At 66.8% G+C, this 19,219-nt stretch carries 15 protein-coding genes and 2 pseudogenes; 12 read left to right on the forward strand and 5 right to left on the reverse strand.

The window, feature by feature from the left end; all coding sequences use genetic code 11:
- Positions 1-79 precede the first annotated feature (79 nt).
- The 3 genes from MPSD_RS26985 to MPSD_RS28305 all read right to left on the reverse strand — a co-directional run bounded on the left by MPSD_RS26985 (position 80) and on the right by MPSD_RS28305 (position 2,113).
- The gene (locus MPSD_RS26985) at positions 80-496 is read right to left on the reverse strand and encodes a VOC family protein (RefSeq protein ID WP_011738480.1); all 417 of its coding nucleotides are present in this window, start codon (positions 494-496) and stop codon (positions 80-82) included.
- Positions 493-798 (reverse strand): ArsR/SmtB family transcription factor, encoded by a 306-nt coding sequence (locus MPSD_RS26990; RefSeq protein WP_011738479.1) that lies wholly within the window; start codon positions 796-798, stop codon positions 493-495. Before MPSD_RS26990 ends, MPSD_RS26985 begins: the two co-directional genes overlap by 4 nt.
- 97 nt (positions 799-895) lie before the next feature.
- Positions 896-2,113: a serine-rich family protein gene (locus MPSD_RS28305; RefSeq protein WP_167470909.1), complete on the reverse strand. Its 1,218-nt coding sequence runs from the start codon at positions 2,111-2,113 to the stop codon at positions 896-898.
- A gap of 71 nt (positions 2,114-2,184) precedes the next feature.
- Between MPSD_RS28305 and MPSD_RS27000 the strand changes: the two genes are divergently transcribed.
- The gene (locus tag MPSD_RS27000; RefSeq protein WP_086085896.1) at positions 2,185-4,248 is read left to right on the forward strand and encodes a PE family protein; all 2,064 of its coding nucleotides are present in this window, start codon (positions 2,185-2,187) and stop codon (positions 4,246-4,248) included.
- 29 nt (positions 4,249-4,277) lie between these two features.
- Here the strand turns inward: MPSD_RS27000 and MPSD_RS27005 are convergent, their stop codons facing one another.
- Entirely contained in the window at positions 4,278-5,063 is a 786-nt protein-coding gene (locus MPSD_RS27005; RefSeq protein WP_020785570.1) for an amidohydrolase family protein, read from the reverse strand.
- 268 nt (positions 5,064-5,331) lie between these two features.
- Here MPSD_RS27005 and MPSD_RS27010 point away from each other — a divergent pair.
- From MPSD_RS27010 to MPSD_RS27025, 3 genes and pseudogenes are all read left to right on the forward strand, one after another.
- Positions 5,332-5,565: pseudogene (locus MPSD_RS27010) on the forward strand (GDP-mannose 4,6-dehydratase); the annotation flags it as partial.
- 149 nt (positions 5,566-5,714) lie between these two features.
- Complete coding sequence (locus MPSD_RS27020; protein ID WP_420811857.1) at positions 5,715-6,917, forward strand: ISAs1-like element IS2404/ISMul1 family transposase; 1,203 nt, start codon at positions 5,715-5,717, stop codon at positions 6,915-6,917.
- A 21-nt stretch (positions 6,918-6,938) separates the two neighbouring features.
- Positions 6,939-7,694, forward strand: a pseudogene (locus MPSD_RS27025) (NAD-dependent epimerase/dehydratase family protein); the annotation flags it as partial.
- Positions 7,695-7,704: 10 nt separating this feature from the next.
- On the opposite strand, the gene MPSD_RS27030 reads toward MPSD_RS27025, so the two are convergent.
- Positions 7,705-8,922 (reverse strand): peptidoglycan DD-metalloendopeptidase family protein, encoded by a 1,218-nt coding sequence (locus tag MPSD_RS27030; protein WP_086084847.1) that lies wholly within the window; start codon positions 8,920-8,922, stop codon positions 7,705-7,707.
- 56 nt (positions 8,923-8,978) lie between these two features.
- Between MPSD_RS27030 and MPSD_RS27035 the strand changes: the two genes are divergently transcribed.
- From MPSD_RS27035 to MPSD_RS27070, 8 genes are all read left to right on the forward strand, one after another.
- Entirely contained in the window at positions 8,979-9,209 is a 231-nt protein-coding gene (locus MPSD_RS27035; RefSeq protein ID WP_020785567.1) for a hypothetical protein, read from the forward strand.
- A 32-nt stretch (positions 9,210-9,241) separates the two neighbouring features.
- Positions 9,242-10,375, forward strand: a complete 1,134-nt coding sequence (locus tag MPSD_RS27040; protein WP_012396853.1) for an SPFH domain-containing protein — start codon at positions 9,242-9,244, stop codon at positions 10,373-10,375.
- Between the two features lie 194 nt (positions 10,376-10,569).
- On the forward strand, positions 10,570-11,055 hold the full coding sequence (locus MPSD_RS27045; RefSeq protein WP_086084846.1) for a GreA/GreB family elongation factor: 486 nt from the start codon (positions 10,570-10,572) through the stop codon (positions 11,053-11,055).
- A gap of 134 nt (positions 11,056-11,189) precedes the next feature.
- Positions 11,190-11,555, forward strand: a complete 366-nt coding sequence (locus MPSD_RS27050) for a GtrA family protein (RefSeq protein ID WP_086084855.1) — start codon at positions 11,190-11,192, stop codon at positions 11,553-11,555.
- 99 nt (positions 11,556-11,654) lie between these two features.
- Positions 11,655-13,046 (forward strand): decaprenylphosphoryl-beta-D-ribose oxidase, encoded by a 1,392-nt coding sequence (locus tag MPSD_RS27055; RefSeq protein ID WP_020785564.1) that lies wholly within the window; start codon positions 11,655-11,657, stop codon positions 13,044-13,046.
- Positions 13,047-13,811: a decaprenylphospho-beta-D-erythro-pentofuranosid-2-ulose 2-reductase gene (locus MPSD_RS27060; protein ID WP_011742444.1), complete on the forward strand. Its 765-nt coding sequence runs from the start codon at positions 13,047-13,049 to the stop codon at positions 13,809-13,811.
- 2 nt (positions 13,812-13,813) lie between these two features.
- Positions 13,814-15,778, forward strand: coding sequence for a galactan 5-O-arabinofuranosyltransferase (locus tag MPSD_RS27065; RefSeq protein WP_020785563.1), 1,965 nt, complete (start codon positions 13,814-13,816; stop codon positions 15,776-15,778).
- The gene (locus tag MPSD_RS27070; RefSeq protein WP_086084845.1) at positions 15,778-19,050 is read left to right on the forward strand and encodes an arabinosyltransferase domain-containing protein; all 3,273 of its coding nucleotides are present in this window, start codon (positions 15,778-15,780) and stop codon (positions 19,048-19,050) included. Before MPSD_RS27065 ends, MPSD_RS27070 begins: the two co-directional genes overlap by 1 nt.
- Positions 19,051-19,219 lie beyond the last annotated feature (169 nt).

The following is a 19,219-nucleotide window of genomic DNA, read 5'->3' on the forward strand; positions in this document are numbered from 1 at the left end:
GTGGGCCTGGCCAGTTGGCACAGCGCCGCGGCCCGGCAGAATCCTTACTTTTCGCGCGCACCCGAGATTTCGGCATCTATCAACCGCCCGACCCTTCACTCGCGGGCTGCGAGCCGGCCTGTTGGATCTGAATGAGATTGCCGCAGGTGTCGTCGAGAACCGCGGTGGTCACCGGCCCCATCTCGGTGGGTTCCTGGGTAAAGCGAACACCGAGGGCCCGGAGTCGGTCGAACTCGGCTTGCACGTTGTCGACCGCGAAGGCCGTGAACGGAATCCCGTCGGAGCTCAGCGCGTCCTTGAACGGCTTGGCCGCCGGGTGCTCGTCGGGCTCGAGGACCAGCTCGGTGCCGTCGGGGTCCTCCGGTGAGACAACGGTAATCCATCGGAACTGGCCCATCGGAACGTCGTGTTTGGTCTGGAAACCGAGGATTTCGGTGTAGAAGCGCAGTGCCTTGTCTTGGTCGTCGACCAGGACACTGGCCAGATTGATCCTCATGTAGTCCCTCTTCCGGAGTCGGCGGTATCGATGCGCCACCTCTTGGCGATCTGGCCAAGGGGAGCGGTGTTGAGATAGTGGAATTTTTGCCGGCCGCCGCGCTGCGTTTCGATCAACCCAGCCGCCTCCAGCACATCGAGGTGCTGCGAAATCGCCTGTCGTGTCGAACAAATCCCATGTTTCGTAGTCAGACGAGCGCAGATCTCGAAGAGAGTTTGGCCGTTCCGGTCGGTCAGCTCGCCGAGGATGACACGCCGGGTGGGATCCGCCAGCGCCTTGAAGACATCGCCCACCTCCCGCACGATATGCAAGCCGTTACTTGCCTGTCAACGGATAAGGGTTTGCCGGCCGCTCACGCCCAGGTGGGCAATCGTTACCCAAACTCGGAAACGTGTGTTATCATTTTGCTAGTGAGTGCTGTGCCCATGGTGCTGTGCCCATGGTGCTGTGCCCATGGTGCTGTGCCCATGGTGCTGTGCCCATGGTGCTGTGCCCATGGTGCTGTGCCCATGGTGCTGTGCCCATGGTGCTGTGCCCATGGTGCTGTGCCCATGGTGCTGTGCCCATGGTGCTGTGCCCATGGTGCTGTGCCCATGGTGCTGTGCCCATGGTGCTGTGCCCATGGTGCTGTGCCCATGGTGCTGTGCCCATGGTGCTGTGCCCATGGTGCTGTGCCCATGGTGCTGTGCCCATGGTGCTGTGCCCATGGTGCTGTGCCCATGGTGCTGTGCCCATGGTGCTGTGCCCATGGTGCTGTGCCCATGGTGCTGTGCCCATGGTGCTGTGCCCATGGTGCTGTGCCCATGGTGCTGTGCCCATGGTGCTGTGCCCATGGTGCTGTGCCCATGGTGCTGTGCCCATGGTGCTGTGCCCATGGTGCTGTGCCCATGGTGCTGTGCCCATGGTGCTGTGCCCATGGCGCTGTGCCCATGGCGCTGTGCCCATGGCGCTGTGCCCATGGCGCTGTGCCCATGGCGCTGTGCCCATGGCGCTGTGCCCATGGCGCTGTGCCCATGGCGCTGTGCCCATGGCGCTGTGCCCATGGCGCTGTGCCCATGGCGCTGTGCCCATGGCGCTGTGCCCATGGCGCTGTGCCCATGGCGCTGTGCCCATGGCGCTGTGCCCATGGCGCTGTGCCCATGGCGCTGTGCCCATGGCGCTGTGCCCATGGCGCTGTGCCCATGGCGCTGTGCCCATGGCGCTGTGCCCATGGCGCTGTGCCCATGGCGCTGTGCCCATGGCGCTGTGCCCATGGCGCTGTGCCCATGGCGCTGTGCCCATGGCGCTGTGCCCATGGCGCTGTGCCCATGGCGCTGTGCCCATGGTGCTGTGCCCATGGTGCTGTGCCCATGGTGCTGTGCCCATGGTGCTGTGCCCATGGTGCTGTGCCCATGGTGCTGTGCCCATGGTGCTGTGCCCATGGTGCTGTGCCCATGGTGCTGTGCCCATGGTGCTGTGCCCATGGTGCTGTGCCCATGGTGCTGTGCCCATGGTGCTGTGCCCATGGTGCTGTGCCCATGGTGCTGTGCCCATGGTGCTGTGCCCATGGTGCTGTGCCCATGGTGCTGTGCCCATGGTGCTGTGCCCATGGTGCTGTGCCCATGGTGCTGTGCCCATGGTGCGGTGCCCATGGTGCGGTGATCGCGGATTTGGTGGTGTCGGGCGCCTAACGGCCGGGGGAACTAACGATGTCTTATGTCTTCGCGAGCCCGGAGGTGCTCAACGCCGCCGCTGCTGAGGTCTCGACCATCGGATCCAGCCTGCAGACGGCCAATGCGTGGGCGGCGGCGCCGACCACGGCCCTGTTGAGTGCGTTGGGCGCTGATGAGGTCTCAGCGGCGGTCACCGCGATGTTCGGCAACCACGCCCAGGCCTATCAGGCCGTCAGCACCCAGGCGGCGGAGTTTCATGACCGCTTCGTGGCCGCGTTGACCGCGGGCGCCGACGCCTACTCCGGTGCGGAAGCCTCGGGTGCCGCAACGTTGCAGAGCCTGCCCCAAGACCTGCTCAACGTGGTCAACGCGCCCACCCAGGCACTGCTGGGGCGGGCCCTGATCGGCAACGGCGCCAACGGCGCCGACGGGACCGGGCAGAACGGGGCCGATGGCGGCCTGCTGTGGGGCAACGGGGGTAACGGCGGAACCGGAGCGGCGGGGCAGGCCGGCGGCAACGGAGGCGCGGCGGGCCTAATCGGCAATGGCGGCGCTGGTGGGGCCGGTGGAGCGGGCGCCACCGGAGGCGCCGGGGGTACCGGCGGGGCCGGCGGCTGGTTGACCGGAGCCGGAGGGACCGGCGGAGCCGGCGGGACCGGCACTAGTGGCGGCGGCGGGATGGGCGGGGCCGGCGGGCAGGCCGGGTGGCTGTCCGGGGCCGGCGGGGCCGGCAACAACGGCAGCGGCGGGTCCGGCGGCAGCGGCGGGGCCGGCGGCCTGTCTAGCAGCGGCACCGGCGGCGACGGCGGATTCCTATTGGGCCAAGGAGCGGCGGGCGGGGCCGGCGGCAACGGTGGGGCCGGCGCTACCGGTATCTCCGGGCCAGCCGGTCAAACCGGAGGCGACGGCGGGGCCGCCGGCAACGGCGGAAACGGCGGCGCCGGCGGCAAAGGCGGGCTGCTGTTGGGCGGCGGCGGGCGCGGCGGGGCCGGCGGCCTGGGCGGGGCCGGCGGGATCGGCGGCATCGGCGCGGCCGCCACCACGCCCGGCGCCACCGGAGGCGACGGCGGCAACGGCGGGACCGGCGGCACCGGTGGAAACGGCGGCGCCGGCGGACAAGCCGGCCTGTTCGGCGCCCAGGGTCAACAGGGCGACGGCGGCACCGGCGGGGCCGGCGATGCCACCCATCTCGATGGCGGCAAGGGCGGCAACGGCGGAAATCCAGGGCTCGGCGGGACCGGCGGCGCCGGGGGCACCGGAGCCAGCACCGGCATCCACGGCTCCGACGGCGCCACCCCCACCACCGTGGCCGGAAACGGCGGCAAAGGTGGCGACGGCTACACCCCCACCACACCCGGCGCCGACGGCGGTAACGGCGGCGCCGGCGGAAACGGCGGTCTTTACGGAAACGGCGGCAACGGCGGAAACGGCGGAAACGGAACCGTTGGCGCCGCCGGCGTCAACCCCACCCCAAACCCGGTCTTCGAGCAGGCTGACCCCGGGACCGACGGCATTGACACCACCGGTATCGGTGGCGACGGCGCACCGGGTAGCCCGGGGGTGTTCGCCGGGCAGCAGGGCGGCAACGGCGGTGAGGGTGGCACGGGCGTCGACCTGGGTGGCGGCGGTGGTGATGGCCAAACCGGCGGGCCCGGCACCCTGGGAGGCAATGGCGGCAACGGCGGCACCGCCAGCATGGGCGGGTCCGGCGGCGGCGGCGGGTCCGGCGGCGATGGCGCCGGCGGGGGCGGTGCCGGGGGCAACGGTGCGATCGGCGGCTTTTCCGGCGGCAACGGTGGGGCCGGCGGTAGCGGCGGGTCCGGCGGCGGGGCGGGGGGCAACCGCGGCGATGGCGGCAACGCCACCGACCTCATGATCGGCAACGGCGGCACGGGTGGCGCCGGCGGCAATGGCGGCAACGGCGGCACGGGTGGCGCCGCCGGCTCGGGTGGAATGTTCGGCCAGATGGGCGACGCGGGCGACGGTGGTGACGCCGGCACTGGCGGCGACGGCGGGACCGGCGGCAGCGGCGCAATGTCGGGCCAGACCGGTGACCAGGGCGCCGGCGGGACACCGGGCACCGGCGGCGCATCGGGCTAATCAGGGACGGCCCGCTCGCCGCACGCGCTTTACCGGTCCTGGGCCTCGGCCAGCCGATAGAACGCGGCAGAGTTCTCCCACAGCACCTTGCTGGCGCCCGCGTCCCCGAGCGCCTCGCTGATCAGATCGATGTCGCTGTCCTCGAACGGGCGCCGAGCACGCGTCGAGGGCAGGTCAGTGCCGAACATCAGGGCATCGGGGTTGACCGCGTGGATCTTCTTCACCGTGTCCCGCACATCCAAACCGACCCGGCCAAAGCCGGTCGCCTTGACCCGAATCCCCTTGTCCACCAACGGCAGCAACAGCTCAACCCCTTCGGCTGACATGCCCAGATGGTCGATGCTGACCGCTGGCAGCGCAATGAGCTGATCGGCCAACTGCCCGAGGTGCGCGGCATCGACATAGAGCTCGACATGCCAACCCGCAATGTCGTGAACCCGGCGGGCGAACGAGTTCAATTCGTCGATGGTCTCGGACCCACCGCGATAGAGATTGAACCGGACCGCACGGATTCCGGCGGCATCAAGATCGCGTATCTCCGCGTCCGAAGTCGTCGAGGGCAACTGGGTGACCCCGACAAAACCGGGCCCCAACCGCGCCAGCGATTCCCGCAAATACCCTTGGTCGAACCCCTGGAATGACCCGAAAACAACGGCACCGCCCCGGATGCCCAGCCCGGCGGTGCGGGCGCGGTAGTCGCCGATGGTGAAGGCGGGCGGGAAATACCCATCGTTTCCGATCAGCGGAAACGATGGGTCGATGATGTGGAAATACGCATCGAATAGCCTTACCGGCGGCCGCCGCGATGTCCGCATGACAAATCTCCTGTCCCGCGCAGTCTGCCTGCGACGATGGCGGCACGCCAGGCTACCAACCCCGCGAAACCCGCGCCGGCGACACCGGTATTGGCCGCCTTTACCCTGGTCTCCCGCCGGAGCCATAAGGTGTTCCGACACGCCGCCGCACGTATACTTCATCAATGAAACGGCCTTCACGAGATTTCGAAATCAGCTGACAAGTCCTGCCATTGCGTGTGAGCATCGATTCAGGTCGCTATTGCCGATGAGACTCGAAGGGTAGCGGATGGAAATTCTGGTCATCGGCGGCGCGGGCTTCCAAGGCAGCCACCTGACCGAATCCCTATTGGCCGATGGACATTGAGTAACCGTCCTCAATACACCTTCTAAAAACACCACTCGCAACATGCAAGGGTTCCAATCGCACGAGCGGGTTTCATTTATCTCCGGATCGGTAACCGACGGCGAGACGGTGTATCGCGCGGTGCGTGATCACCACGTCGTGTTTCACCTGGCGGCCAGAACCCAGGGCTCCGGCGTTGTTGATTAGCAGGCTTGTGAGCTGGGTTGATGATCTTTGGTGCCGCGCTATTGGGGCCGGAGTGTAGGCACGGGCTATCTGGAGAACGATCGAGTTGGTTACTGTTCGTCGTTGGTCTGGAGTTGCCCGTGCCTACCGTTTCAGTATTGCCTGTGTCGTCGGTTCCAGAGGTGTTCGACCGCTGGAGTCCTGGTGAGCGCAGCGAGCTCATCGGATCGGAGTTTCTCGATGTGTTGGCCTCGGTGCCAGACCCGAGGGACCCACGCGGTCGGAGGTATTCGCTGATGGCTTTGTTGGCGATCGCGGTTCTGGCCACTGCCGCGGGGATGCGCGGCTATGCTGGTTTTGCCACATGGGCGGCCACCGCTCCCGATGATGTGTTGGCCCAATTAGGGGTCCGGTTCCGGCGGCCCAGTGAGAAGACCTTCCGCGCTGTTTTGTCTCGGCTAGACCCCGCCGACCTCAACGCCAGGATGGGCAGTTACTTCACTGCACACGTGGCCAGCAGCGACCCCAGTGGATTGGTGCCGATCGCGTTGGACGGCAAGATGCTGCGTGGTGCTTTACGCGCCAAAGCGACAGCCACGCATCTCGTGTCGGTGTTCGCCCACCGTGCCCGATTGGTGCTCGGTCAACTCGCTGTCGCCGAGAAAAGCAATGAAATTCCCTGCGTACGTGCCCTGCTCACGCTGCTGCCGGGTAGCTTGCGGTGGCTGGTCACCGTGGATGCGATGCATACCCAGGTCGTCACCGCGAAGTTGATCTGCGCCACCTTGAAGTCGCACTACCTGATGATCGTCAAGTCCAACCAAGCCAAAATACTTGCGCGTATCACCGCGCTGCCCTGGGCCGAGGTGCCCACAGCCGCTACCGACGACTCCCGCGGCCACGGCCGTGTCGAGACCCGCACCCTGCAAATCATCACCGCTGCACGAGGAATCGGCTTCCCCTACGCAAAACAAATCATCCGGATCACTCGTGAACGCTTGATCACCGCCACCGACCAGCGCAGCGTGGAGGTGGTCTATGCCATCTGCAGCCTGCCGTTCGAGCACGCCCGCCCTACCGCGATCATGACCTGGATGCGTCAACACTGGGGAATCGAGAACAGCCTGCACTGGATACGCGACGTCACCTTCGACGAAGACCGTCAAAGGGCACATACCGGAAACGGCGCACAGGTCCTAGCAACGCTACGCAACACCGCGATCAATCTGCACCGCCTCAACGGCGCCGACAACATCGCCGAAGCCTGCCGGATCACCGCTTTGACCGCCAACCGCCGCCTAGACCTCCTCAATCCACAATTCCCCAGCTCACAAGCCTGCTAATCAACAACGCCGGAGCCCTGGGCCAGAACCAACGTTGACGAGTCGCTTAGCGACCCGAAAAGCTTTCTCGAAACAAATGTCATGGGCACCTACCGAGCACTCGAAGCGGTGCGCCGCTACCGCAACCGGCTGATATACGTGTCCACCTGCGAAGTTTACGGAGATGGGCACAATCTCGAGGAAGGCCAGCGCCTCGACGAACACGCCGAACTGAAACCGAATAGCCCCTACGCCGCGTCCAAGGCCGCCGCCGACCGGCTGTGCTACTCGTATTTTCGCTCCTTCGGAATCGACGTCACCATCGTCCGCCCGTTCAACATCTTTGGAATTCGCCAAAAGACCGGCCGATTCGGCGCGCTGATTCCGCGGCTCGTCCGGCAGGCAATCAATGGCAAGAACCTGACAATTTTCGGCGGGGGCACTTCGAGCCGCGATTATCTCTATATCAGCGATATTGTGAACGCCTACAACCTGATATTGCAGACCCCGTCCCTGCGTGGCCAGACGATCAATTTTGCCAGCGGTAAAGACACCTGCGTGAAGAATATCGTCGAGTACGTCGCGGGTAAATTCGATGCCACAATCGAACAGCGCGATGCCCGCCCTGGGGAGGTCCAGCGATTTCCCGCCGATATCTCATTGGCGAGAAGCATCGGATTCGAGCCGCAAGTCGATATTTGGGAAGGCATCGACCGGTACATCGCCTGGGCTAAGGATCAGCCCCAGCACGCATACGAGCTGGACGGGCTCGGCGACAGGTCGACCGCGAACGGATGACCGTCCCCCACTAGCGCTGGGGCGCGGTAATCGTGCACGGGGTGGCCGGCGGATAACTGCCCGACACCGCCCGCAGCCGCCCGGGCGGCGGCCACGGCCGCAGCCCCAGTTTGGCGAGATAGCGCAGCGGGTTGACGTGCGAGCCGCGCTGGCGGACCTCGAAATGCAGATAGCCGTCGTCCGAGTCGCCCTCCGCGCCGAGCCGCGCACCCGCGCGCACCCGATCCCCAACCGACATCCCGTTTCGCTCTACCGGGCGAAACACATAGACGACGTCGAGGTCCGGGCCCTGCGAGATCGTCATCGACAACAAGCCGTCGACATCAGCGACAGCGCTGACCGCCCCGGACACCACAGCGTACACGGGTGTTCCCGGGTCGGCGGCAAAGTCGACACCGGGGTGAAAACCACCGGCGCGTTGCCCGTATCCACGGCCGATGGCCCGCGGTTCCCGGTCAATCGGCAGCCGCCCGCCCGGCTCGAGCGGGTCGAAGTCGCCGCGGATGCGCCGCTGATAGTCGGCTTTGAGCAGGTCGACCTCGTCGAGCGCGTAACCGAACAGCAGGGACCGGTCGTAGGCCACCCCGAAGTTGTGCCGGTAATCCGGATCGAGCCGGAGATAGTGCTCGACTCTCGAGATCCGCTCCGCCAGCGTCGACCAACCGTCGTGCACCAGCCGAACCCCCTCCAGCCGGCCGATCCGACCGTGGTCGGTGATATTGGCCGGCCAGTGCGGGTTGTGCATCAGCTTGATCCCGGCACGCAGACCCGGAGACCAGCGCCAGAAGGGCCCGCGCAGCGCTTCAGCGGTTCCCATTACCGGAATCAGCTCGGGATATTCGGGATCGTCCCAACTGGACACGATCGGGCACAGCAGCGCCGCCACGTCCTCGGGGGTGCGGGCCAGGGCCGCACGGACATCGATGTCGGTCTCGACAAGCCAATCCGCGTCGACCATCATCACCCAGTCCGGGCGACAGAAATCGGCCATCCGATACAGCAGTTCCAGCCCGGTGGACTCCGGAATCAGCCAGGGCGTGGCGGGAAGATCAGAACGTGCACGCACCACATTCGTCACCGCAGGGTGGTTCGCCAGAATCTCGGCGGTGTCATCGGTGCTGCGGTCATCGATCACATAGATGTCGTCGCTGAACGCAGCCAACGAGTCCAACGTGCGCACCAACGTCCGTCCGGCGTTGTGCGCGCGTGTTACCGCCAGAATCCGCATGCAGTCTCTCTATCACCCGAGAACGCAAAAGCCAGTAGCTGGAAGAATATGCAAGTGTGAGCGACGCCTCGGTGATCGGTTGCGTCGGGACGTTGGTGGTCGCGACCCGCGGCAAACACGGTGCCGGCGAGGTCCTGCTCACCGTTCGGGGCTCCAAGGAGGCCTTCCTGGCACGATCTGACCATCCGTTACCCAAAGGCACCACGGTGCTGGTGGTAGGGGTTCGGGGAGCCCGGACGGTGCTCGTCGAGCCCTGGAACGATCTGTTCGTAACCGAACTTCTCTGATCCAAACCACGAAAAATTCAAGGAGTCCAACAATGCTCGGTTACAAGGTTCCCGATCCGGATGAGGCGATGCTGATATCCGGGGGCCGGGTCAAAGGCAACGCGCCGTTTCGCGTGGTAACCGGCCACGGGTCCTTCGTCGTTCCGTTCTTCCGTAAGGTCCGCTTCCTCACGCTGGCGATGTGTGAAGCCGAGGTCGCCGAGAAATGCGTGACCCAGCAGGGCATCACGCTCAACGTCCGGGCGGTCATCGCCTTCAAGGTCGGCAACGACACCGAGAGCATCATCGCCGCGGCGCAACGATTCCTCTCCGAACAAGACCAGATGTCGGTCTTGACCGGGCGCATCTTTGCCGGCCACCTGCGCTCGATCATCGGCTCCATGACCGTCGAAGAGATCATCCGGGAGCGCCAAAAGCTCGCGACCGAGGTGCTCGACGGTTCCAAGGAAGAGATGGCCCGAATCGGCCTCAACGTCGACGCCCTGCAGATCCAGTCGATCGACGACGACGGGCTCGGCTACATCGACGCGATGTCGGCACCGCACAATGCGGCGATCCAGCAGCAAGCACAGATCGCCCAGGCGCAGGCCAACCAGTTGTCCGCCGAGGCAGAGCAGGAATCGCAGCGCAAGCAAGCCGAATTCGCCCGTGAGACCGCCATTGTCAAGGCGCAATACAAGGCCGAGGTCGACAAGGCTCAAGCCCAGGCCGCCCAGGCCGGTCCGCTGGCCGAGGCCCAGTCCCAGCGCGAGGTGCTCGAGATGCGCACCGAACTGGCCGAGCGGGCCGCCGAGTTGCGCCAGCAGGAGCTGGTCGCTGAGGTGGTCAAGCCGGCCGAGGCCGAAGCCGAGCGGGTCCGCATCCTGGCCGTCGCCGACGCCGAGAAGATGAAGATCCAGGCCGAGGCTGCGGCGTCGCACAACCGGGTGGCGCTGGATCGCATGCTCATCGACCAGCTGCCCGACATCGTCGAAAAGGCCGCCCTGGGTCTCTCGGGCGCAAATCTCACCGTGCTCAATGGCGCCGACGGGCTCAGCCAGGTGGCCGCGGGGCTGGTCTCTCAAGGGGTCGCCATTTTCGACGCGATGCGCGGCAGCGTCGCTGACGACAACGACGGGGAGAACGCGGTGGCGCCCTGGAACGCCGGAACCACAGACAACGTCTAGCAAGGCCGTTGGCGCCACCGGCGGGTGGCCACGACGGTCCGGGGCAAGCCGCAGGACTTTATCGGGCTGTAAACGCTTCACGAATACGGGTGACGGCGGCCTGTCAGTGGTGTAACACTGGAACGCCACATGGCCGATGAGTTATTGGCAAACGGAACTACGGGCAACCCACATCGGACGAAAGGTCGACGGACGTGAGTGAGGAAGTCCAATCACCAGGGCTGGCAGAGGCAGCGCGCGATAACCTCGCCGCCGAGCTGGCCCGGCTCCGGCAACGCCACGACCGGCTGGAGATCGAGGTCAAAAACGACCGCGGAATGATCGGCGATCACGGCGCCGCGGCTGAGGCGATTCAGCGCGCCGACGAACTGGCCGTGCTGACCGAACGGATCCACGAGCTCGATCGGCGACTGAAAGCCGGGCCATCCAACGCGACCGGGTCCGAAACGCTGCCAAGTGGCACCGAGGTCACCTTGCGCTTCGACGATGGCGAGGTGGTCACGATGCACGTGATCGCCATCGTCGAGGAGAACCCGGTCGGCCACGAGTACGGGACGCTGACCGCGCACAGCCCGCTGGGGCAGGCCCTGGCGGGGCGCCAGGCGGGTGACACGGTGACCTACTCCACCCCGCGCGGACCGAGCCAGGTGGAACTCCTCTCGATCAAGTTGCCCACCTAGTAGCGCCCGTTCCCGACAGAACGCCAGAATCGCTCGCCAACCTGGTTAGACTTCCCCCGATGATCCCGCCAGAGCCCGCTGCCGCGCCCGCCGAAGAGCACCAGCGCCAGCATTTGCATCTGACGACTCAGATGATCCGCTTCATCGTGACCGGCGGTTTCGCGGCAATCGTCGACTTCAGCGTGTACGTGGTGCTCTACAAGGTGGTCGGCCTGCAGGTCGACCTGTCCAAGTTCATCAGCGTCGTGATCGGCACCATCACCGCCTACCTGATCAATCGCCGGTGGACGTTCCAGGCGGCACCAAGCGGGGCGCGATTTGCCGCCGTGATGGCTCTCTACGGGGTCACCTTCGCCGTGCAGGTCGGAATCAACCACCTCTGTCTTGCACTTATGCACTATCGCGGGTGGGCGATACCGGTCGCATTCGTGATCGCCCAGGCCGTTGCTACGGTGATCAACTTCGTGGCGCAGCGGGCCGTGATCTTCCGTAGACACTGAGCCGGTCCCGCCCAAACTGCACTTTCCCGCCGGCAAAAACGCCCGCTACCGGCGTGAGCGTGGGCATCCTTGCCGAACCAAGCGGTACCCTCTTTGACGATGTTTAGCGCGCCCGTTCCCACCACACCCACCCGGCTGACCGGATGGGGTCGAACCGCGCCGTCGGTGGCCGAGGTGCTCCGCACCCCAGATCCCGAGGTGATCGCGACGGCTGTCGCGCGTGTCGCCGACACCGGCGCCAGGGGCGTCATCGCCCGCGGCCTGGGCAGGTCCTACGGCGACAACGCGCAAAACGGCGGCGGGTTGGTGATCGACATGAGCCCGCTGAACAAGATCCACTCGATCAGCGCCGACAGCACGCTTGTCGACGTCGATGCTGGGGTGAATCTCGACCAGCTGATGAAGGCGGCGCTACCGCTGGGCCTGTGGGTCCCGGTATTGCCGGGCACCCGGCAAGTCACCATCGGCGGTGCGATCGCATGCGACATCCACGGCAAGAACCACCACAGCGCGGGCAGCTTCGGCAACCATGTGCGCAGCCTGGACCTGCTGACCGCCGACGGCGAAGTCCGCCACCTCACTCCGACGGGCACCGAGACCGCAGACACCGAGCTGTTTTGGGCCACCGTCGGCGGCAACGGCCTGACCGGGATCATCCTGCGCGCCACCATCGAGATGACACCCACCGAGACCGCGTACTTCATCGCCGACGGGGACGTCACCGCCAGCCTGGACGAAACCATCGCGTTGCACAGCGACGGCAGCGAAGGCAACTACACCTATTCCAGCGCCTGGTTCGACGCGATCAGCGGGCCGCCCAAGCTGGGCCGTGCCGCGGTGTCGCGCGGCTGCTTGGCCACCATCGACCAGCTCCCCACCAAGCTGCAACGGGATCCGCTGAAGTTCGACGCGCCGCAACTGCTCACATTTCCCGACGTATTCCCCAATGGGCTGGCCAACAAATACACCTTCGGGCCCATCGGCGAGCTCTGGTACCGCAAGTCCGGCACCTATCGGGGCAAGGTCCAGAATCTGACGCAGTTCTACCACCCGCTGGACATGTTCGGTGAGTGGAACCGCGCCTATGGTCCGGCGGGTTTCCTGCAATATCAGTTCGTGGTTCCCACCGAGGCGGTCGACGAGTTCAAGCGGATCATCGGCGACATCCAGGCCAGCGGGCACTACTCATTTCTCAATGTGTTCAAGTTGTTCGGCGCCGGGAATCAGGCCCCGCTGAGCTTCCCGATTCCCGGCTGGAACATCTGCGTCGACTTCCCGATCAAGGCGGGTCTGAACGAGTTCGTCAGCGAACTCGATCGCCGGGTCATGGAATTCGGCGGCCGCCTCTACACCGCCAAGGACTCTCGTACCACCGCTGAAACCTTTCACGCCATGTATCCGCACATCGACGAATGGATCGCCGTGCGCCGCAAGGTGGACCCCTGCGGGGTGTTCGCCTCCGACATGGCCCGACGTTTGGAGCTGCTCTAAATGGTGCTGGACGCCGTAGGAAATCCCCAGAGCGTGCTGCTGCTCGGCGGCACCTCCGAAATCGGTCTGGCCATTTGCCAGCGCTACCTGCGTAACGCTCCGGCCCGGATCGTGCTGGCCTGCCTGCCCGACGACCCTGGCCGCGACGACGCGGTCGCGCAGATGAAGGCCGCCGGCGCCTCCTCGGTCGAGCTGATCGACTTCGACGCGATGGACACCGACAGCCACCCGAAGGTGATCGAGCAGGCATTCGGCGGCGGCGACGTCGACGTGGCCATCGTCGCGTTCGGTTTGCTCGGCGATGCCGAAGAGCTGTGGCAAAACCAGCACAAGGCCGTGCAGATCGCCGAGATCAACTACACCGCGGCGGTGTCGGTGGGCGTGCTGCTGGGCGAGAAGATGCGGGCCCAGGGCTTCGGCCAGATCATCGCCATGAGCACGGTGGCCGGTGAACGCGTACGACGCTCCAACTTCGTCTACGGATCCACCAAGGCCGGCCTGGACGGCTTCTACCTCGGGCTGTCCGAGGCTCTGCGTGAACACGGGGTTCGTGTCCTGGTGATCCGGCCGGGTCAGGTGCGCACCCGGATGAGCGCACACGTCAAGGAAGCTCCACTGACGGTGGACAAGGAGTACGTCGCCAACCTCGCGGTGACCGCCGCCGCAAAAGGTAAGGAACTGGTTTGGGCGCCAGCAGCATTTCGCTACGTGATGATGGTGTTGCGTCACATCCCGCGGAGCATCTTCCGCAGGCTGCCAATCTGAGCATGCGTAATGCACTGGCCACCCTCGGCCAGATGGCGGCCGCGGTACTGGTGGCCGTGACGGTCGCGGTGGTCGCCCTATCCGCCATTTCGCAGGTGCAGTGGCCGGCCTTTCCGTCGTCCAACCAGCTGCACGCGCTGACCACCGTCGGCCAGGTCGGCTGCCTGGCCGGCATGCTCGGCGCCGGCTGGGCCTGGCGACGCGGCGGCCGGCTGCGGCGGCCGGCTCAGCTGGGTGGCTTGGTGTTAGTCTCGGCGTTCACCGTGGTGACGCTCGGCATGCCGCTGGGGGCCACCCGGCTGTACCTGTTCGGCATCTCGGTGGACCAGCAGTTCCGCACCGAATACCTGACCCGGCTGACCGACAGCCCGGCACTGCACGACATGACCTACATCGGACTGCCGCCGTTCTACCCGCCGGGCTGGTTCTGGATCGGCGGTCGCGCCGCGGCACTGACCGGCAGCCCCGCCTGGGAAATGTTCAAGCCGTGGGCCATCACCTCGATCGCGGTCGCGGTCGCGGTCGCGCTGGTGCTGTGGTGGCGAATGATTCGCTTCGAGTACGCGCTGCTGGTCACCATCGCCACCACGGCGGTGACACTGGCCTACAGCTCGCCGGAGCCCTACGCCGCGATGATCACGGTGCTGCTGCCGCCGGTGCTGGTGCTGACGTGGTCGGGCCTGCGCGCCGGCGCCCCGCCCGGCCCCGAACGTCACGCCAGCGTGGCGCCCGACGCCGAAAGACACGCTGACGTGACGCTGGGCGCCGAGGCGGCTCGGGGCTGGGCCGCGGTGGTCGGCGCCGGGATCTTCCTCGGCTTCGCCGCCACCTGGTACACGCTGCTGGTGGCCTACAGCGCGTTCACGGTCACGCTGATGGCCGCGCTGTTGGTCGTGTCACGGTGGCGCCGCGGCGGGCTCAGGGCCGCGGTGGATCCGCTGCGACGGCTGGCCGTGATCGCCGTGATCGCTGCGACGATCGCGTCCACCACCTGGCTGCCCTACCTGTTGCGGGCGGCCCGTGACCCGGTCAGCGACACCGGCAGCGCCCAGCACTACCTGCCCGCCGACGGCGCCGAACTGACCTTCCCGATGCTGCAGTTCTCGCTGCTGGGCGCGCTGTGCATGCTGGGCACTCTGTGGCTGGTGGTGCGGGCACGGTCCTCGACCCGGGCCGGCGCCCTGGCCATCGGCGTGCTGGCCGTCTACCTGTGGTCACTGCTGTCGATGCTGACCACGCTGGCGCGCACCACCCTGTTGTCGTTCCGGTTGCAGCCGACCCTGACCGTGCTGCTGGCCACGGCCGGGGTCTTTGGCTTCCTGGAAGGAACGCGTGCGCTGACCGTCCGCAGCCGCGCCGCGCTGCCCGTCGCCGCCGCGATCGGACTGGCCGGGGCGATCGCGTTCAGCCAGGACATTCCCGACGTGTTGCGGCCCGACCTCACGATTGCCTACACCGACACCGACGGTTACGGCGAGCGCGGCGATCAGCGCCCGCCCGGTTCCGAGAAGTACTACTCGACGATCGACACGACCATCCGCAAGGTCACCGGCAAGCCGCGCGATCAGGTCGTCGTGATGACCGCCGACTACAGCTTCCTGTCCTACTACCCCTACTGGGGTTTTCAGGGTCTGACGTCGCATTACGCCAACCCGCTGGCGCAGTTCGACAAGCGCGCGGCCCAGATCGAGAGCTGGGGCAAGATCAAGACATCCGACGAGTTCGTCCAGGCCCTGGACAAACTGCCCTGGCCGGCGCCAACGGTTTTCCTGATGCGACGCGGCGCCGGTCCCGGTTCGGGCGCTAGCTACACCCTGCGGCTGGCCGAAGACGTCTACCCCAACCAGCCCAACGTCCGGCGTTACACCGTCGACCTCAAGGCCGCGCTGTTCGCCGACCCACGCTTCACCGTCGAGACCATCGGCCCCTTCGTGCTGGCCATCCGCAAGCCGGCGGCGAGCGCCTGATGGCGACCGAGACCGCACCCGGCGCATTGGAACAATTACCATCTACGTCCGTGAGCGATTCGGGAGCAAAGTACCGGATTGCCCGACTCGTCGCCGTGGTCACGGGTCTGCTGGGGACCCTTCTGGCGCTGGCAACCCCGCTGCTGCCGGTCGACCAGACCACGGCCAAGCTGAATTGGCCGCAGAATGGCACGTTCAGCAGCGTCGAGGCACCGCTGATCAGCTATGTGGCCACCGACCTGGAAGTCACCATCCCCTGTTCGGCGGCCGCCGGGCTGGCCGGCCCGCAGAAAAATGGCAAGACGGTGCTGCTGTCGACGGTGCCCAAGCAAGCCCCCAACGCCGTCGACCGTGGACTACTCGTTCAGCGCGCCAACGACGATCTGGTTCTCGTGGTGCGCAACGTCCCGGTGGTCTCCGCGCCGCTGAGCCAAGTGCTCAGCCCCGCCTGCCAGCGTTTGACCTTCACCGCGCACGCCGAGAGCGTCACCGCCGAATTCGTCGGGCTCAAGCAGGGCCCCAACGCCGAGCATCCGGGCGAGCCGTTGCGCGGCGAACGCAGCGGCTACGACTTCCGGCCGCAAATCGTCGGGGTGTTCACCGATCTGACCGGGCCGACACCGCCGGGCCTGAGCTTCTCCGCGACCATCGACACCCGCTACAGCAGCAGCCCCACCCCGTTGAAGATGGCCGCGATGATCATCGGCCTGCTGTCCACCGCGGTCGCCCTGGTCGCTCTGCACATCCTCGATACCGCCGACGGCACCCGGCATCGGCGCATCCTGCCGCCGCGCTGGTGGTCGATCGGCGCGCTGGACGGGCTGGTCACCGCCGTGTTGGTGTGGTGGCACTTCGTCGGCGCCAACACCTCCGACGACGGCTACATCCTGACCATGGCCCGGGTGTCCGAGCACGCCGGCTACATGGCGAACTACTACCGCTGGTTCGGCACGCCCGAGGCACCGTTCGGCTGGTACTACGACCTGTTGGCGATGTGGGCCCATGTCAGCACCGCCAGCGTCTGGATGCGCCTGCCCACCCTGGCGATGGCATTGACCTGCTGGTGGGTGATCAGCCGGGAGGTCATCCCGCGGCTGGGGCACGCCGTCAAGACCAACCGGGCCGCGGCCTGGACGGCCGCGGGCATGTTCCTGGCGGTCTGGCTGCCGCTGAACAACGGGCTGCGCCCAGAGCCGATCATCGCCCTGGGCATCCTGCTGACCTGGTGTTCGGTCGAGCGAGCGGTGGCCACCAGCCGGCTGCTGCCGGTGGCAATCGCGTGCATCATCGGTGCCCTGACCCTGTTCTCCGGGCCTACCGGCATCGCCTCCATTGGCGCGCTGCTGGTCGCGATCGGGCCGCTGCGCACCATCCTGCACCGCCGCTACAAACAGTTCGGCGCGCTGCCGCTGCTGGCGCCGCTGCTCGCCGCGGCCACCGTCACTGTGATCCTGATCTTCCGTGACCAGACCTTCGCGGGCGAGGCTCAGGCCAGCGTGCTCAAACGCGCGGTCGGCCCCAGCCTCAAGTGGTTTGACGAGCACATCCGCTACGAGCGACTGTTCATGGCCAGCCCCGACGGCTCGGTGGCCCGTCGCTTCGCGGTCCTGGCGCTAATCCTCGCGCTCGCCGTCGTGGTGGCGATGTCGCTGCGCAAGGGCCGGATTCCTGGCACTGCGGCAGGCCCCAGCCGCCGCATCATCGGCATCACGATCATCTCGTTCTTGGCGATGATGTTCACCCCGACCAAATGGACCCACCACTTCGGGGTGTTCGCCGGGCTGGCCGGCTCGCTGGGAGCGCTGGCCGCCGTCGCCGTGACCGGGGTGGCGATGCGCTCGCGACGCAACCGCACCGTGTTCGCCGCCGTGGTGCTGTTTGTGATGGCGCTGTCGTTCGCCAGCGTCAACGGCTGGTGGTATGTCTCCAACTTCGGCGTTCCGTGGTCGAACTCGTTCCCCAGACTGCGGTGGTCGCTGACCACCGCACTGCTCGAGCTGTCGGTGATCGTGCTGGTGGTGGCCGCCTGGTTCAACTTCGTCGCCACCGGGGACGGGCCGCCCAGGACCCGCCTCGGGGCGCGGCTGGCGCCGATCGTCCAAGCGCCGCTGGCCATTGCCACCTGGTTGCTGGTGACGATGGAAGTCGTCTCGTTGCCCCAGGGCATGATGTCGCAGTACCCGGCGTGGTCGGTGGGCCGGTCCAACCTGCAGGCGCTGACCGGCAAGAGCTGTGGGCTGGCCGAAGACGTGCTGGTGGAGCTGGATCCCGACGCGGGAATGCTGCCCCCGGTGAGCGCTCCGGTGGCCGATGCGCTGGGCGCCGGCCTGTCAGACGGGTTCACCGCCAACGGAATCCCCGCCAACGTCTCCGCGGACCCGGTGATGGAGCGCCCGGGCGACCGCAGCTTCGTCAACGACGACGGTCTGGTCACCGGCACCGAGGCCGGCACCGAGGGCGGCACCACTGCCGCACCGGGCATCAATGGCTCGCGCGCGCGGCTGCCCTTCAACCTCGATCCGGCGCGCACGCCGGTGCTGGGCAGCTGGCGATCCGGCATCCAGGTGCCTGCCATGTTGCGGTCGGGCTGGTATCGACTGCCCCCCGCGGATCAGCGGAAGAAGACACCGCTGCTGGTGGTGTCCGCGGCCGGCCGGTTCGATCCCCGCGAAGTCCAGGTCCAGTGGGCCACCGATGAGCAAGCGGCAGCTGGGAAGCACGGCGGCTCGATGGGGTTTGCCGACGTCGGGGCGGCACCGGCGTGGCGCAACCTGCGGGCGACGCTGTCCGCCATCCCCGACTCCGCCACGCAAATCCGCCTGGTGGCCGACGACAACGACCTGGCTCCGCAGCACTGGATCGCCCTGACCCCGCCGCGGATTCCGCAACTGCGCACCTTGCAGGAGGTGGTGGGCTCCAAGGATCCGGTGTTCCTGGACTGGCTGGTGGGCCTGGCCTTCCCGTGCCAGCGGCCATTCGGCCATCAGAACGGTGTCGATGAATCACCGAAATGGCGGATCCTGCCGGACCGGTTCGGCGCGGAAGCCAACTCGCCCGTGATGGACAAGAACGGCGGTGGCCCGCTCGGCGTCACCGAGCTGCTGTTCCATGCGACGACGGTCGCCAGCTACCTCAAGGACGACTGGTTCCGGGACTGGGGCGCGTTGCAGCGCCTCACCCCGTACTACCCGGAGGCCGAACCGGCACGGCTGCAACTGGGCACGGCAACCCACAGCGGTCTGTGGAATCCGGCACCCCTGCGTAAGGGTTAGCGGGGCCCCGAGGCGGTGGGCAACCGCTTTGCGGACTCGCGGCCGCGCCGCACCCAATCCGCCTGTCCGACCCTTCGCCACGGCGCCGGCGCCGGAATCGCTTTGCGGCGGCGCGTCCTGACGGCGCTGGATCCGCCGATCCGGGCCCTCCCCGGAGCCGCTTTGCGGC

Source organism: Mycobacterium pseudoshottsii JCM 15466 (assembly GCF_003584745.1).
GTDB classification, from domain to species: Bacteria; Actinomycetota; Actinomycetes; order Mycobacteriales; family Mycobacteriaceae; genus Mycobacterium; species Mycobacterium marinum.